Here is a 16,425-nt window from a genome sequence, read left to right as displayed (position 1 = left end):
TATAGGAGTGTGAATGAATGGATACATTATTACTGTTGAACCCGATTGCGTTCTCTATTGGAGCGTTAAAGGTTCACTGGTACGGGCTTATTCTTGGTGCCGCAGCTCTGCTAGGGCTATTGCTCGTGCTTCGGGAGGGCAAACGATACAATATTCCACAGGAAGTGTTCATGGACATGGTCCTGCTGGGTGTACCCTCTGCCATCATTGGTGCCCGCATCTACTACGTAGCATTTAAGTGGGATGATTATAAGGACAATTTCTGGGATGTCTTTAAAATATGGAACGGCGGTATCGCCATCTACGGTGCGCTTATTGGTGCCATTATATGTGCAGTCATTTTCTTCCGTCGCAAAGGGTATAACTTCTGGCGTATGGCCGATATCTGTGCACCTGGACTAATCGTTGGACAGATGATCGGACGCTGGGGGAATTTTGTGAATCAGGAAGCCTACGGCGGTCCTGTGGAAGAATCATTTTTGAGAGACAAGCTTCATTTACCGGACTTTATCGTGAATCAAATGAACGTAGAAGGGGTATTTCATCATCCTGCGTTTTTGTATGAATCTATGTGGAGTCTCGTTGGATTGGTCTTGCTGCTGGTTCTGCGGCGTCAGAAATTTCTGCGTTCAGGTGAACTGTTCATGTCTTACTTCATATGGTACTCGATCGGTCGCTTCTTTATTGAAGCGTTGCGTACGGATAGTCTGGGCTTCCAGGCCCCGCAGTGGGTTGCTTCATTAGTGAATGGATTGTGGTCTCCAATGACTGCTATGGGTTTCGAACAAGGATATTTGGATCCAGCGTACGGTAATGTGAGAATCTCACAGCTGCTCGCGATTGGCATTATTATAGTTGCAGTCGTGTTCATTGTAGTGAGAAGAGTGACAGGCAAAGCAGATGTACGCTATAGCGATCCAATTGTATCGTCGAAAATCCTTTCGGATGATATGGAGCATACGGGAACGGTTGCCAGTAAAGAGGATAAGGTAATACTTCCAACCAAAGATGATCCAAAGCAAGTTGAGGATAAAAAGGAGTAATGCAGCATGATTGACACGGTATTGTTCGATCTGGATGGGACGATTATTGATACCAATGAGCTGATTCTCAGCTCATTCCTGCATGTCATGGAAGGATGGGATCATTCATCCCCATGGACACGGGAACAGATTATTCCGCATATGGGCGGCACATTGGAGCAACAAATGCGCACCTTCTCGGGTCGGGAGGAAGTTTCCGAATACGTGAAAGGTTACCGTGCCTATAATGATATCCATCAAGAAGGGATGGTTAGACCATTTCCGCATGTTATTGAGGTTGTAGAGGCACTGCACCAGGCGGGCATTGTGATGGGGGTAGTTACAACCAAAATTCGTCCATCCACTTTAAAGGTACTGGAGCGATTCGATCTACTGAAGTATATGAAAACAATTGTGACAGTGACGGATGTAACGAATCCGAAACCTCATGCTGAACCTGTATTGAAAGCGATGACTGAACTGGGTGCAGATCCTGCCAAGACGCTCATGGTGGGTGACAGTCCGGTGGATATTCAATCAGCACAGAATGCAGGGGCACTCTCGGCAGGGGTTGCATGGTCTCTTAAAGGAGAAACGATATTGAACGGATACGGCCCTGATTATATTTTGCATGATATGAGGGACTTGCTCAAGCTCACCCGTGTTGAAATGGGACGTTCATGAGAAAAGTAACCCGCTATCCGGTAGAGGACCAGAATGCACTTTGGCACATCTACAAGACAGTGAGTCCGTGGAAGGGCGTTCGAAATTTTATCTGGATCCAGTTATCGCGGTACTGCCCGATTCTATCGGTTAAGAACTGGATTTACCGCCGAATGCTCGGTATGAAAGTGGGAAAACATACGGCCTTTGGCCTGATGGTGATGGTGGACGTTTTTTTTCCTGAGAAAATAACGGTTGGCGAAAACTCGGTGATTGGATACAACACTACGATTCTTGCTCACGAGTATCTCATTAAGGAGTACAGGCTCGGTGAGGTCATTATCGGAGAAAATGTACTGATTGGTGCCAATACAACGATTCTGCCAGGGGTAACCATAGGAGATGGAGCTGTTGTCGCTGCCGGTGCTGTAGTACATAAAGATGTAGCTCCAGGGGCCTTTGTTGGAGGAAATCCACTGCGTGATTTATCCCATTCTGCGGCTTCTTCAGAAGAGACGGTCTTTAATATGGATGATAACTCTCAGGGAAGTGTGCACTGAGAGAGGGATATTCGATATATTCAACAAAGTCCTCTGAGACAAATCTCTAATCCATGAAGTGATTCATGCACATGGATTGAAGTAAAAAAGCTGCTGATGGCAGCTTTTTTCGTATATAAATATCGACTGGCAAAGGTAAGGGTGGGTGTTTCAAATCAATATGTCCATTTAAGGACGAGCAAGTTTCAGTATTGTTGACGATGATGCAGAATTCGTGTTATCATATCCCATATCCTTTAGTTTATTAGCACTTTACCACGTTAAAGAAAGTAAAATGAAATATACAGGTAAAGTATAAATTAAACGAATATATGACGGCTGCTTGCAGCAGTACGGTGAATCAGGGTTACAAGATAAAATGAGGATTTACAATACATAAATCCTGTTGAAATAGAACGAGAGCGACTCTTAAAATATTGATTCGGGGTGAATAATACCAATGTCCAAACCAAAAGGCTTTGAAAAACCGACCGGCTTCCGTGACTATACGCCACATGTGGTATCCAAGCTGCGGACGATTGAGCGGAATGTATTGGAATGTATGGAACGCTGGGGTTACCGTCAGATCATAACACCAACGATTGAATACTACGATACGGTAGGTGTAGCAAGCTCTACATCAGATCGCAAATTGTTCAAATTGCTGAACAGCCGAGGAACCACCCTGGTTTTGAGATCAGATCTAACGGCTCCCATTGCTCGGGTTGTTTCGTCGATGCTCAAAGATGAAGAGCTGCCGCTGCGTCTGTCCTATCATGCGAATGTGTTTCGTTCCATTGAAGAGGAAGCCGGGCGTGAAGCGGAATTCTTCCAGACGGGCGTTGAGCTTGTTGGGGATGATTCACCTGAAGCGGATGCAGAAGTTGTTGCGCTTGCGATTGCCTCTTTGCAGGCAGCGGGTGTGTCTTCTTTTAAAATAGCGATGGGCCATATGGGATTCCTTAACGGATTATTGGAAGAAGTCATTCCAGGCCGAACTGCGGAGCAGGAGCAACTGAAGGAAGGTCTGCTCGGACGTGATTATGTCGGCTATCGCAAGTCGATCGAAGCACTGAATCTGGAGCCTAAGCTGAAAGAACAGCTTGAAGCCATCCTTCGCCTGCGCGGTGGGAAGGAAGTATGTACACACGCGGCAGAGCTTAGCTCAAACGTGGAAGCAGCACAATCGATTGCACATCTGTGTGCCGTATTTGAAGTATTGGAAGCGTATGGAGTGTCGGAGCATGTATTGATTGATCTGACAATGATCGGTGATTTCTCGTATTATACGGGCATGACGTTTGAGGGTTATGCGGCAGAACTGGGTTCACCGGTATGTAGTGGCGGTCGATATGATAATCTGTTGCAACAATTTGGACGTTCGTTACCAGCGACGGGATTTGCGCTAAAAACCAATCGAATTATTGATGGTGTTCATGGCATTATCATTGAAGAGAAAAAACCGGTACTTATTCAATATCGCCCGAATCGTCGGGCCGAGGCATTAACCGAAGCAGCAAGATTACGCAGCATGGGACAAAATGTAGTGACATCTCTCCTTCCTGTAGACGGAACTGAGGCAAATGCAGTACCTGGTGGGGAAACAACTATTCAGGCTGAGCAGGTTATCACTTACGGATCTGAAGAAGGAGGGCGTTAAGATGTCGGATATTCTAAAGGTGGCCATGCCAAAGGGCCGAATCTATAAAAAAGCCTCCAAATTGTTCCGTGAGGCAGGGCTGAATATTCCTGAAGACGTGGATGATACACGCAGACTGGTCATTGAAGTACCGGAAGCCGGAATGGAATTCATCATGGCGAAGCCCGTGGATGTTCCAACATATGTGGAGTACGGTGTTGCGGATATCGGAATTGTCGGTAAAGACGTTCTACTGGAGGAAGATCGGGATGTGTACGAACTGTTGAATCTGGGAATCGCCCAGTGCCGTATGTCTGTGATTGGTCTTCCCGACTGGAAGCCAGGCATTCAGCAACGTGTCGCAACGAAGTATCCAAGAATTGCATCTCAGTATTTCCGGGAGCAGGGTCAACAGGTAGAGGTTATTAAGCTGAATGGTTCCATTGAGCTTGCTCCCCTGATTGGTCTGGCTGATCGGATCGTCGATCTGGTGGAGACAGGTCAGACGCTACGCGAGAACGGACTGGTGGAGATGACGGGTATTCTGGATATTACCAGCCGCCTTATCGCGAATCGGGTAAGTTATCGGATGAAAAATGCACGGATTCAAGCTTTGTGTGATGCACTTCAACAGGTTATTCCGGCATCAAATGAGATTTCGGCGGGAAGCCTTCGGGGATAAAATGATGCTTTAGAAATGTAGATGAAATACGCAATATAGAAAAGATTCTATTATATGATGACAGGCATCACAGGGGATAAGGAGGTTCCAGGGATGAAAATTGTACCTGCACGGGAGTTTAATCTGAAGAGAGAAGTTGAATACGGTACACCGGAGCAAAATGAGACGGTACGGCGCATTGTCAGTGACATTCGCCGGGAGGGGGATGCAGCTCTGCTGCGTTACACGGAGCAACTTGACCGCACGAAGCTGAAGGCCGCGGATCTGCGCGTGCCGCAGGAAGAGCTTCAGGCGGCTTATGCAGCCGTGGAGCCCTCTTTTGTGACGGCGATTCGGCAAGCCGCCGCCAACATTCGTTCGTTTCATGAGAAGCAGAAACGCAACTCGTGGATGGATTGGCAGCCGGACGGTAGCCTGCTGGGCCAGGTAATCCGGCCGCTGAAGCGGGTCGGTGTGTATGTACCTGGCGGCAAAGCGGCGTATCCATCGTCGGTGCTGATGAATGTGATTCCGGCACAAGTGGCAGGCGTGCCGGAGATCGTGCTTGTGACGCCGCCATCAACGAATGGCGGCGAAGGTATTAACCCGTACATTCTCGTTGCTGCTGCGGAAGCAGGTGTGAGCGAGATGTACCGGGTTGGCGGCGCTCAGGCGATCGCCGCCCTCGCTTACGGCACGGAGAGCATTGCCCCGGTCGACAAGATCTGTGGACCGGGGAATATCTACGTGGCGCTCGCGAAGCGCGAAGTGTTCGGTGCGGTCGATATCGACAGTATCGCCGGGCCGAGTGAGATTGTGGTGCTCGCCGATGATACGGCGAATCCGGTGTACGTCGCCGCCGACCTGTTGTCGCAGGCGGAACATGACGAGATGGCATCGGCCATTCTCGTCACGAATTCGGCCATGCTGGCGGAAGCCGTGCAAGCCGAAGTGCAGCGGCAGCTGGCTGTGCTGCCGCGGCGCGATATCGCTGCTGCATCTGTAGAGCAGTATGGCGCGATTATTGTGGTCGATTCCATCGATGAGGGAATCGATGTAGTGAACCGGCTCGCACCGGAGCATCTGGAGATCATGGTGCAGGAGCCGATGGCTTACGCTGGCCGGATCGAGAATGCCGGAGCCATCTTCCTCGGCCCGTACAGCTCGGAGCCGGTAGGGGATTATTTTGCCGGACCGAATCATATTATTCCGACTAATGGAACTGCCCGGTTCAGTTCACCGGTGGATGTGGATGATTTTATCAAGAAGTCGAGTTTGATCTATTATAGTAAGGAAGCGCTGCTGCAGAATGGAGCGGCTATTATAGAATTGGCCCGTCATGAGGGTCTTGAGGGACATGCTCGTGCAATCGCTGTACGGTTAGAACAGGAAGGAAAGGCGGAATTGGACAATGGATAAGCAAAATGATGGAGTGGAAGTTGAAAACAAAGGCGCTGTACGCCAGGCAGAGGTAGATCGCAAAACGAATGAGACGAATATCCAATTGGCTTTCGCTGTGGATGGGACTGGACAATCTAATATTGAAACAGATGTACCCTTCCTGAACCATATGCTGGATTTGTTCACGAAGCATGGACAATTCGATCTGAACGTGAAGGCCCGCGGGGATATTGATATTGATGATCACCACACGGTTGAAGATATTGGGATCTGTCTCGGACAGACGTTGCGAGAAGCGTTGGGTGACAAACGCGGGATCAAGCGTTACGCCAGTGTTTTTGTACCGATGGACGAGGCCCTCGCTCAAGTCATTATTGATGTGAGTAACCGACCTCACTTTGAATATCGGGCAGAATATCCATCACAGCAGGTGGGCAGTTTTTCCACGGAGCTAGTGCATGAATTCCTGTGGAAATTGGCGCTGGAAGCACGGATTACCTTGCATGTCATTGTTCACTACGGCCAGAACACACACCACATGATTGAAGCGATCTTCAAAGCATTGGGACGTGCACTGGATGAGGCAACCTTGATTGATCCGCGTGTAACAGGTGTGCCTTCCACGAAGGGAGTGCTGTAGACGATGGCGATTGCAATTGTCGATTACGGTATGGGCAACCTGCACAGCGTCGGCAAAGCGGTCGAACGTCTCGGCTACGAAGCGCTGGTCACAGGCGATCGGGAAGCTATTCTTGGAGCGGATGGAGTTATCCTGCCCGGTGTAGGAGCTTTTGGTGATGCGATGGTTCATCTGCGGGAGACTGGATTGGACACGGTAGTGAAGGAAGCGGCTGCCGGGTCCAAACCGCTGCTCGGCATCTGTCTGGGTATGCAGTTGTTGTTCAGCTCCAGCGAAGAGCATGGAGAGCACGAGGGACTGGATATTTTGCCGGGAAAAGTGGTGCGATTCTCACCAGGTGAATTGAAGGTTCCTCATATGGGCTGGAACCGCTTGGAATTCATGCACCCTGAAAACTCGTTGCTTGCGGGGCTGGATGCAGGACATGTATATTTTGTCCATTCCTATCATGCGCTAACTGAGAATAGGGACGATCTATTGGCCGTGACGGATTACGGACATCCGGTTACAGCCATTGTAGGCAGGGGATCTAACTTCGGCATGCAGTTCCACCCGGAGAAAAGCGGTGATCTCGGCATGAAGTTACTTGGTAACTTTCTGGCTTTAACAGGGACACCTGTACAAAGGGAACTGTAAGTGGTGCAATGAAAACAAACAAAGCCATGATGGCAAAAGCCGAATTCACTTTAAATCTTTAAACACGGGGCTGCGCTGCGCGAGATTACATGGTATGTTCGGCATGTAGCTTCGGCTCGTCTCCTCCAACCGATAGAACAATAGGATGCCGAAAGTTAGCAATACGGGGGCGAAGTCCCACGTACTCATATAATTCATATCGCAAGCTTGCAATGATTTTTTCAAATCTAATCTATATTCAGGGGGCCTTGTATGTCATCTTTTATCCTATATCCGGCAATTGATATCCGGGACGGCAAATGTGTAAGACTGGTGCAGGGAGATTATAATCAGGAGACTGTGTATAACGATGACCCCGTTCAGGTTGCTCTATCCTGGGAGAAGCAAGGCGGTACATACGTGCATCTGGTGGATCTGGATGGTGCCAAAGCGGGTCATCCTGTTAATGATGAGTTGATCGGTCGGATCGCGTCAGCGGTGAACGTACCTGTTCAAGTGGGTGGCGGACTTCGTACGGTAGCGGATGTAGAACGTTTGCTGGGTCTGGGTGTTAGTCGTCTCATCATTGGGACAGCAGCAATTGAGGATCGTGCTTTTACAGAGGAAGTACTGGGACGTTACGGGGATAAAGTGGCGATTGGAATCGATGCACGTAACGGTTACGTGGCAACCCGCGGATGGCTTGAGACATCGGAAGTACAGGCAGAGGTACTCGCGAAAGAATTGGCTACATATGGGGCAGAGACGTTTATCTTTACGGATATTTCACGTGATGGCATGATGCAGGGTCCTAATGTGGAAGCGATTGTGTCTCTTGCCAAAGCGAGCGGACGCACGGTTATTGCTTCTGGCGGTGTAAGTGTAATGGATGATCTGCTACGTCTGAGTCGTCATGCGGATGATGGTGTTGGCGGAGCAATCGTGGGCAAAGCACTGTATACGGGTAGCATCGATCTGTCTGAAGCGGTACGCGCAGTAAACAAGTAAACGATTTTCGGGTAGAGAGGAAGAGGGAGCATGCTGGCAAAAAGAATCATTCCCTGTCTGGACGTGAAGGACGGCCGGGTCGTCAAAGGCGTGAACTTCGTCAATCTCCGCGATGCGGGTGATCCGGTAGAGCTGGCGGCACTATACGACCGCGAGGGTGCGGATGAATTGGTATTTCTCGATATCTCCGCTTCAGTGGAAGGCCGCGAAACGATGGAAGAAGTGGTACGGCAGACGGCGGGCGAGATTGCTATTCCATTTACGGTAGGCGGAGGCATCTCCAAGGTGGAGGATATGAAACGTATTCTGCGTGCAGGAGCAGACAAGATTGCAGTGAATACGGCAGCCGTGCTTAATCCACAGTTGATTGCCGATGGCGCACGTCGTTTTGGCTCACAGTGTATCGTCGTAGCGATCGATGCCAAGTATAACGAGGCATGGGGCGAGTGGGAAGTCTATACGCATGGCGGACGGAAAGCATCTGGTATCAAAGCACTGGAATGGGTGAAACAGGCCGAGACCTTGGGCGCGGGCGAGATTCTACTGACAAGCATGGATGCAGATGGGACAAAAGATGGTTTTGATCTGAAGCTGACAGCTGCAGTCTCGGAATCGGTGCGTATTCCAGTCATTGCTTCGGGTGGAGCAGGCAAAGAATCTCATTTCTATGATGTATTCACAACAGGCAAAGCAGACGCAGGCCTGGCAGCAACAATTTTCCATTACAAAGAAATCGCCGTACCGGCGCTAAAACAACATTTGAGAGAACAAGGGGTGGAGATCCGTGACTAAAGTAAGCGATGAGATTAAGGAGCAGCTATCCTTGGAGCAGGTTGTGGAACACATTCGTTGGAGTGACGGGTTGGTTCCTGCAATCGTGCAGAATACCGATACTCGTGAAGTATTAATGATGGCCTATATGAATCGTGAATCTCTGAAGTTGTCACTGGAATCCGGTGAGGCCTGGTTCTGGTCACGTTCACGTCAGGAGTTGTGGCACAAAGGTGCAACATCAGGCAATGTTCAGACCATCACTTCCCTGAAATATGACTGTGACGGCGATACCTTGCTCGTTGAGGTCAAACCAAACGGTCCTGCTTGCCATACGGGTGCGGTGACTTGCTTCCATAATGAGATCATTGGCCTGCCAGAGAACTCTGCGGACAAGGCTTCAGATGAAGCCAATACTGATTCTACAGGATCTATCTCTGAAAGTTCAAGTTCGGAAAGCCGCTTCGAGGTATTGGCTGAACTGGAATCCGTTATTGCCGAGCGTGAACGCGAGCGTCCAGAAGGTGCTTATACCACGTATCTATTCGACAAAGGTGTAGATAAAATACTGAAAAAAATCGGTGAAGAAGCTTCCGAAACGATTATCGCTGCCAAAAATAAAGATAATGCCGAGCTTCGTCTGGAAGTCAGTGACCTGATGTATCACCTGCTCGTCCTGTTACAAGAGCGCAAGCTGCCGCTGGACGACATTATGTCAGAGCTGAGTCGCCGTCATGAGCGGCCTCGCCGCGATTAGGAGGCGGAGTCTGGTGCGTATAGATTATCACACACACCATGAGCGGTGTGGACATGCTGTCGGCAAACTGGAGGAATACGTGCAGCGTGGTGTGGAGATTGGACTATCCCAGATTGGATTGTCTGATCACATGCCGCTATTGCATGTAGATCCGGCTCAATATTATCCGGAAATGGCGATGCCTATGGATGAACTACCGCGTTATGTAGAGGAATGTTTCTCACTGAAAGAACGTTACCGTGGGCAGATTGACGTACGTGTTGGCCTGGAAGGTGACTATATTGAAGGCTGGGAGACAGAGATCGGCGCGATCATTGAGCGTTATCCATGGGACTATGTGATTGGCTCGGTTCACTTCCTCGGGGAGTGGGATATTACGGATTTCCGTCAGACCCATCATTGGGAGGGCAAAGACGTACTTGACGTATATCGTCAGTATTACGATGCTGTAAGCAAGGCGGCTGCCACGGGTATGTACGATATCATGGGTCATGCGGATGTCATCAAACGGTTTGGTTTCGTTCCTTCTGCGGAGCAGACAGACGAACGGATCGCTTTGGAGAATGCAGCTCTGCAAGCTATCGCAAAAAGTGGTTGCGCCATGGAGCTGAATGCTTCCGGGTTATCGAAGCCTTGCGCGGAGATGTTTCCCAGTCGCCGGATGCTAACCGAAGCGATTCGATTGGGCATTCCGCTCACGATGGGGTCTGATGCACATGATCCACTGAAGCTGGGCGATTACTTACCAGAAGCTGAGGCGATTTTACAGGAGCTGGGTTGTAAGGGAGTTTCTGTTTTTGAAAGCCGTCAGCGCTCGTTCATTCCTTTAAATGTATAGGGCAGTGGAGTATAATGAGGGTAGGAAATAACCTTTTAGAAGTAGTTCAAAAAGTCCGCTTCTGATTACGAAGGATGCCTAATGGCATCATCAGCATCGAAGCTGGAATTCAGCCGAAATAGGTGGATGCTTACCGAGTATGTTTCCTCTGGAAACATTGTGGTTGCTCACGTAGTTTTGCCTACGCTCCGCTACTCCATTTCTAGCTTTATCCCATCTTCTCGGTACTGAACACCGGTCTTTATGAACACTCACTTTTAGATAAGGGATTATATAGGGACTTCAAACCCTCGGGAGGGCATTATGCAGCATTCGTTACGTATTTTTTCCGGTTCATCGAACCCTAAGCTGGCAGAAGAGGTATGTGACAAGCTGGGAGTACAACTGGGCAATATCAAGCTGTCCCGGTTCAAGAGCGGAGAAATATACGTCCATTATGAAGAAACGATCCGTAATTGTGATGTGTTTCTAATACAGTCGTTGTCTCATCCAATCAATGAGCTGTTTGTCGAGCTGCTTGTGATGATTGATGCCGCGAAGAGGGCTTCAGCACGCACAGTGAATATCATTGTTCCCTATTACGGTTATGCTCGTCAAGAGCGTAAATCCGCCCCTCGGGAGCCGATCTCGGCCAAGATGGTAGCCGATGTATTAACTACGGCTGGAGCGAATCGGGTGGTAACAATCGATCTGCATGCAGCGGCCATTCAGGGATTCTTCAACATTCCCGTCGACCATATGACTTCGCTGGATCTGATTAGTGATTATCTGTTAAGTAAAGGAATCGAGAACCCTGTTGTAGTCTCTCCAGATGCTGGACGAGCATCGATGGCTGAGAAGCTCGCGAATCGTCTGGATTCACCCTTTGCGATTATGATCAAGAAACGACCGAGCCATAATGAATCGGTTATTACTCATGTTATTGGGGATGTAGAAGGCCGGACACCCATTATTATTGAGGATCTGATTGATACCGGGACGACTATTCTGAATGTCGTGGAAGGGTTAAAGGAACGTGGGTCCAAAAATGTATATGTATGTGCAACACACGGGTTGTTCTCGGATGGGGCAGTCAGTAAACTGAATCACCCGTTCATTGAAGAGGTGGTCGTTACCGATTCCATTGCGCTACCGGATGACCATCCAGAGTGCTTTAAGGTATTGCCTGTAGCTCCAATGTTGTCACGAGCTATTCGTATTATAGTTGAGGGCGGCTCTATGGCTACTTTGTTTAAAGATTCGGGTATTTAGTTTCGAAATGATGTAAGGCGATAGTCCAAATTTTTTTCACATGTCCGTGTCTGAGTTGTGGTTCAAGCTCAGCACGGTATTTTTGTTTAGGCTCCGTAATTTCAATTCCTTACTTTGCCGTTCCAGACTTGTGCTATAATAGCATGAAATCAACAATGATAGCGCTATTATATATATAACCATCCGTAAGGTGTGGAAAGATAATAAACAGCAGAACCACGGCTGATGGACATTGGCATCGTGGAGTGAGGAGTGGGGTCTATTGTCGCGTACTTGGTATTATCGACTGCTCTTTTCGTATTTCCCTATCTTTTTCTTTACCATGACGATACTCATTTTTATCGCCTTTGTTTTCATTAATGACATCTCCAGGGAGGAAACGAAAAAGGCGGATCGGATATCTTCCAATTATCTGGCGACTACGTTGGATCGTACGATTCGGGATATTGAGTTATCGATAACTGAAGCGGTACAGAGCGAACAGGCGTACAAGCTTTATTTTAATAATACCCACCAGATCAGTTCCGATAAAGTATATACGATCGCTCAAAGCTTGCGTGAGTTGAGCGGTTCTTCATCATGGATTCAATCGATATATCTATATGACAAGCAAAACAAACATGTGCTAACGGTAAGTGGCTCCAGGGAAGTAGAAAGCTTCTCTGATCAAGCATGGATTGATCAGATTGTGAATGGGGCTGTCACTTCGGGCTGGCAGCCCGTTCGGGAAATTGCAGTGGATGTTGTTCAGCGAACTCCTGTGCGGGTGTTGACGGTAAATAAGGACATGCCTTTGCCATTCGGCTCAGAGGGTACACTCGTCATTAATGTCAAGATGAGCAGCATTGAGCAGAGTGTGGACAGTATGATAAATGGACAACTATCCTTCCTGACGATAACCGATCAGAAGGGAAAGGTTGTTTATAATGCCCATTCCGATCAAGAGGGAACTCGGGATGGTCAGGAGTTAAACACAATTCCTTTGGAAAGATTAAATTGGACACTCACTAGTGGCATCAAAGCGGGTAATCTGTTTAGCTGGGTCTCTGTTGTCTCCTATGTGTGGATAATCATTGCCATTGTGACCGTCATCTGCGCGATTATATATATTGTGTATATTACACGTCGCAACTATAAACCGATTCAGATTATCATGAACCGAATCGAATCGCAACAGATTCGAGCTTTTGAAAACTCAGGCACGGGTATGGATGAGATGAAGATGATTGATGGTGTGCTTGAAAACTTGATTAACCATATGATGGACTATGACAAAAAAAGCAGGGAAAACGTACTGATGCAGCGCAGCAAGTTGTTCAAAGCATTGCTTTACGGGGAGCACATGGATCATGTCGAAGAGCAACTGAAAGAATTATCTCCGCTGGGTGAGGTAAATGACACTTCACGCTTTATCGTTGTAGTTGGGGAAATTAACCGCTATGAGAAGGGGTTTCAGGAGAGGTTTACAAGAGGAGAGCAGAACACGCTGAAGTTTGCCTTAATGAATGTTCTTCAGGAGCTCTCTCGTAATACAGAAGTGCAATGCTGGACGGAATGGATTAGTGCGGATCGGATCGCCATTCTCTTTCTTTCAAAGGAACAGGCAGCGAGTAGCGAGCAGATGTCCAAGCAGATTCGCTTAGTAGCGGAGGATTGCAGATCTTGGGTTGAGCAAAATCTGCGTATATCGCTGAGCTTTGGCATTGGTTCCGAGGCTGAGGGTATAACCGCCATTCATCATTCTTATACGGCGGCTGAAGCAGTTGTGCAACGTAAATTGTTAATGAACGGTGATGTGGGCCAGGCAGATTCTGGTGAACTTCAGCATCCGTTGTTGGAAACTTACACGTATCTACAGATGATTGCTGACTTTGTCAAACGTTTCCGAATGTCGAGTGGTCAATGGCGCGAGCAATTGGAGGAAATCTTCGTCGCGTTTGAGCAGAATAAGCTGCCTGATGAAGAGATTCGCTCTTTAATTCAGGCGATGTTACAGATGCTCAGCCGGGAAGTATCTATGATGTCAGAGGGACTGCAGGAAGAGCTGTCTGAAAAAAACATTAGCGCATGGCTGATCGCTGTAGAAGAAGCGGAGAAGCTGGAGGATGTGAAAGGTCTGTTATTGGACGGCCTGACTGACTTGTTCCGAACGTATGTGGCGGTAACTGAAACGAAGAGTTACAAGGCGATGGTTAACGAAATGAAAAATTATATCGAGGAACAGTTTGCGAATCCAGATCTGTCACTCAAGCATTTAAGTGATCGCTTTCAGATATCGGGCAAACATGCGAGCTATCTGTTCAAGACGGAGTTCAACATGAAATTCGTTGACTTCGTGACAGAGCTACGAATGAAAGAGACCGAGAAATTGCTTTTGGAAACAGACTGTTCTTTACAGGACATTGCACTAAAGATAGGGTATGCAAATGGAATTACACTTGGACGTGTATTTAAGCGAATCACAGGTATAACTCCAGGCGATTATCGTCGAATGAAACGTGAGCAACGAGAGTCCAAAGAATAAATTGAAGTGTTCGTTCCAACCCAAGGGGTTGCATACAGCCGAATATAAGCACAGGGTGAATTTCATGCAGTCATTTTCCATTCCGGAGATTAGACATGCAGAGGTTCACCCTTTTTCGGCTAAGGCGAAGGATATACCTGGCTAAATTATGGATTGCGAATATAGGCAGTATGTGAAAATGGTTTATGTGGCAACGGGGTAACCACTTGAAGTCTGGGGAACACTATTGCTGAGAAATCCAGTGGCAGCAAGGGTTTGAGTGAAAAGTCGGTATGTGAAAATGCGCGTAGGGGATAAACCATAACTCGTATGTAAGCGCTACCGAAAGTAGTTTGTTGTCAGTGCTCGCATAGATGTGGAATACTCGTATCAGGCTTCAAACATTCACGCAAAGACAAAGGGGATGACAATATGACAAGAAATGCAACCAAGGGGAGTTTGAAGAAATGGATGGGTTTGGCGCTCACGATGGTAATGGGCGTTTCACTTCTTGCGGGGTGCTCATCTGCATCAGATTCAAAATCAACAGAAGGCGGAGCATCCAGTGAGGGTAAACGCGTTACATTAAAGGTTGAAATCTTCGACCGTGGTAACAGTCCTTCACCGTACACGATTACGAACAACTTCATATCTAAAATGATTCAGGAAAAGTTCGGTGATCCTAACAACATCGATGTACAGTTTGTACCTGTTCAGCGTTCCGAGGAAGTAACGAAGCTTAACGTTCTGATGGCCAGTAATTCAGATGTCCCTGATATTGTCTTTGTTTATGACTCCAGCGTGTTTTACCGTTATGCTCAGCAAGGTGGATTGGCAGATGTCGGTGAACTGATTAATCAGCATGGACCGAATCTGAAGAAGTTCCTGGGCGAAGATACATTAAAGTTCGGGCAAGTTGATGGAAAACAGTTTGCTATCCCGGGTAAACGTGCCATCACAGGACGTTACAGTTCCTACATTCGTCAAGATTGGCTCGATAAGTTGGGACTGCCTGTGCCTAAGACAACAGATGAATTGTACACAACTTTGAAAGCGTTTAAAGAAAAAGATCCTGGTCAATTGGGAAGTAAAAACATCCCGATGGGTATGGCGCTTGCACCAGCTAACTTCGAAACATTGATCTATTCGTTCATAAAACCAGTTAGTGGTGATCTGACATACGGTCAACGCTATGAATTACCGCTTCATGAGGGCTTCAAGGATTCCATGAAGTTCCTGAACAAGCTCTATAATGAGGGCTTAATCAGCAAAGACTTCAGTTTGGATAAAGATAAAACACAGCTAGGGAAGGACGTTTCGAATGGTAACATCGGTTACTGGTCTGAAGACGTCGATGCGATGTTCTATGGAGAAGGAACAATGGATAACCTGCACAAAAACGTAAAAGACAGCAACGTTCTGCCGGTTGATGTTTATACGAATCCGAATGCAGACAATAAACACATTAAGTCCCGTTATGGAACAAATGGTATGTATATCATGATTCCGAAAAGCAGTGAACGTTCTGTGGAAGCCGTTAAGTATCTGGACTGGATGGCATCCGGTAATAACCTGATTGATATCTACAGCGGTGTGGAAGGCGAGAACTATGATTTGGTAGACGGCATTCCTGTCGTGAAAGAAGATGCAACGCAAGAAGCGATGGATCGCCTGTTTACTTCAGGGGATACAGCAATTATCTCAAACGGTAAAAATATCGGGGATGAAGCAACCAACGAAAAAGCATGGATTCTGGGCTTCCCGACAAACAATCAGGAAATGTTGAAACAATCTCTTGCTATTGCAAATACGGATACCGTAGGACCAATTATTTTTGATAAACCAATTGAAGCAGAGATGAAATACAGTACAGCACTCAAAGACAAACTCGATGTCATCATTGTGAAAACAGCTATGGCAAAACCAGCAGATTTCGATGCAGTGTTTGATAAAGAAATGGCTGATTTTATGTCCTTGGGCGGTACAGAATTGAAGAAAGAACTGGAACAAGCTGTACAGGAAATGGGCGCTAAATAAACCGAAGCCTTGCTCCAAGCTAATAGATAGAAACACATACTATTTTGCTTGAACTTAGAAAGGAACGGGTGCCGTCGTTT

At 47.5% G+C, this 16,425-nt stretch carries 15 protein-coding genes; all 15 read left to right on the top strand.

Features of this window, described 5'->3' with window-relative positions:
* Positions 1-17: 17 nt before the first annotated feature.
* The 15 genes from lgt to C0Q44_RS04900 all read left to right on the top strand — a co-directional run bounded on the left by lgt (position 18) and on the right by C0Q44_RS04900 (position 16,345).
* A complete protein-coding gene (gene lgt / locus C0Q44_RS04970) occupies positions 18-1,043 on the top strand; it encodes a prolipoprotein diacylglyceryl transferase (RefSeq protein WP_105406298.1) in 1,026 nt (341 codons plus the stop codon).
* 6 nt (positions 1,044-1,049) lie between these two features.
* Positions 1,050-1,706, top strand: a complete 657-nt coding sequence (locus C0Q44_RS04965) for an HAD-IA family hydrolase (RefSeq protein ID WP_105406297.1) — start codon at positions 1,050-1,052, stop codon at positions 1,704-1,706.
* Entirely contained in the window at positions 1,703-2,245 is a 543-nt protein-coding gene (locus tag C0Q44_RS04960) for an acyltransferase (protein WP_105406296.1), read from the top strand. Before C0Q44_RS04965 ends, C0Q44_RS04960 begins: the two co-directional genes overlap by 4 nt.
* Before the next feature lie 439 nt (positions 2,246-2,684).
* Complete coding sequence (locus tag C0Q44_RS04955) at positions 2,685-3,884, top strand: ATP phosphoribosyltransferase regulatory subunit (protein ID WP_105406295.1); 1,200 nt, start codon at positions 2,685-2,687, stop codon at positions 3,882-3,884.
* A 1-nt stretch (position 3,885) separates the two neighbouring features.
* Entirely contained in the window at positions 3,886-4,545 is a 660-nt protein-coding gene (hisG, locus tag C0Q44_RS04950) for an ATP phosphoribosyltransferase (RefSeq protein WP_105406294.1), read from the top strand.
* Between the two features lie 93 nt (positions 4,546-4,638).
* Complete coding sequence (hisD, locus tag C0Q44_RS04945; protein ID WP_105406293.1) at positions 4,639-5,943, top strand: histidinol dehydrogenase; 1,305 nt, start codon at positions 4,639-4,641, stop codon at positions 5,941-5,943.
* Entirely contained in the window at positions 5,936-6,565 is a 630-nt protein-coding gene (hisB, locus tag C0Q44_RS04940) for an imidazoleglycerol-phosphate dehydratase HisB (RefSeq protein ID WP_258166176.1), read from the top strand. The genes hisD and hisB overlap by 8 nt, the downstream gene beginning before the upstream one ends.
* A 3-nt stretch (positions 6,566-6,568) precedes the next feature.
* A complete protein-coding gene (gene hisH / locus C0Q44_RS04935) occupies positions 6,569-7,201 on the top strand; it encodes an imidazole glycerol phosphate synthase subunit HisH (protein ID WP_105406292.1) in 633 nt (210 codons plus the stop codon).
* 252 nt (positions 7,202-7,453) lie between these two features.
* Entirely contained in the window at positions 7,454-8,188 is a 735-nt protein-coding gene (gene hisA / locus C0Q44_RS04930; protein WP_105406291.1) for a 1-(5-phosphoribosyl)-5-[(5-phosphoribosylamino)methylideneamino]imidazole-4-carboxamide isomerase, read from the top strand.
* A gap of 30 nt (positions 8,189-8,218) precedes the next feature.
* The gene (gene hisF, locus C0Q44_RS04925; RefSeq protein ID WP_105406290.1) at positions 8,219-8,980 is read left to right on the top strand and encodes an imidazole glycerol phosphate synthase subunit HisF; all 762 of its coding nucleotides are present in this window, start codon (positions 8,219-8,221) and stop codon (positions 8,978-8,980) included.
* On the top strand, positions 8,973-9,716 hold the full coding sequence (gene hisIE, locus C0Q44_RS04920) for a bifunctional phosphoribosyl-AMP cyclohydrolase/phosphoribosyl-ATP diphosphatase HisIE (RefSeq protein WP_105406289.1): 744 nt from the start codon (positions 8,973-8,975) through the stop codon (positions 9,714-9,716). Before hisF ends, hisIE begins: the two co-directional genes overlap by 8 nt.
* Before the next feature lie 13 nt (positions 9,717-9,729).
* Entirely contained in the window at positions 9,730-10,554 is an 825-nt protein-coding gene (gene hisJ / locus C0Q44_RS04915; protein WP_105406288.1) for a histidinol-phosphatase HisJ, read from the top strand.
* Between the two features lie 303 nt (positions 10,555-10,857).
* The gene (locus C0Q44_RS04910) at positions 10,858-11,805 is read left to right on the top strand and encodes a ribose-phosphate diphosphokinase (RefSeq protein WP_105406287.1); all 948 of its coding nucleotides are present in this window, start codon (positions 10,858-10,860) and stop codon (positions 11,803-11,805) included.
* Between the two features lie 262 nt (positions 11,806-12,067).
* Positions 12,068-14,329 (top strand): helix-turn-helix domain-containing protein, encoded by a 2,262-nt coding sequence (locus C0Q44_RS04905; protein WP_105406286.1) that lies wholly within the window; start codon positions 12,068-12,070, stop codon positions 14,327-14,329.
* Between the two features lie 411 nt (positions 14,330-14,740).
* Positions 14,741-16,345: an extracellular solute-binding protein gene (locus tag C0Q44_RS04900; protein ID WP_105406285.1), complete on the top strand. Its 1,605-nt coding sequence runs from the start codon at positions 14,741-14,743 to the stop codon at positions 16,343-16,345.
* The last annotated feature ends 80 nt before the right edge of the window (positions 16,346-16,425 follow it).

The sequence above is a fragment of the Paenibacillus sp. PCH8 genome (genome assembly GCF_002968835.1).
Lineage (GTDB): Bacteria > Bacillota > Bacilli > Paenibacillales > Paenibacillaceae > Paenibacillus.
This window is presented reverse-complemented; position numbering and strand designations above follow the sequence as displayed.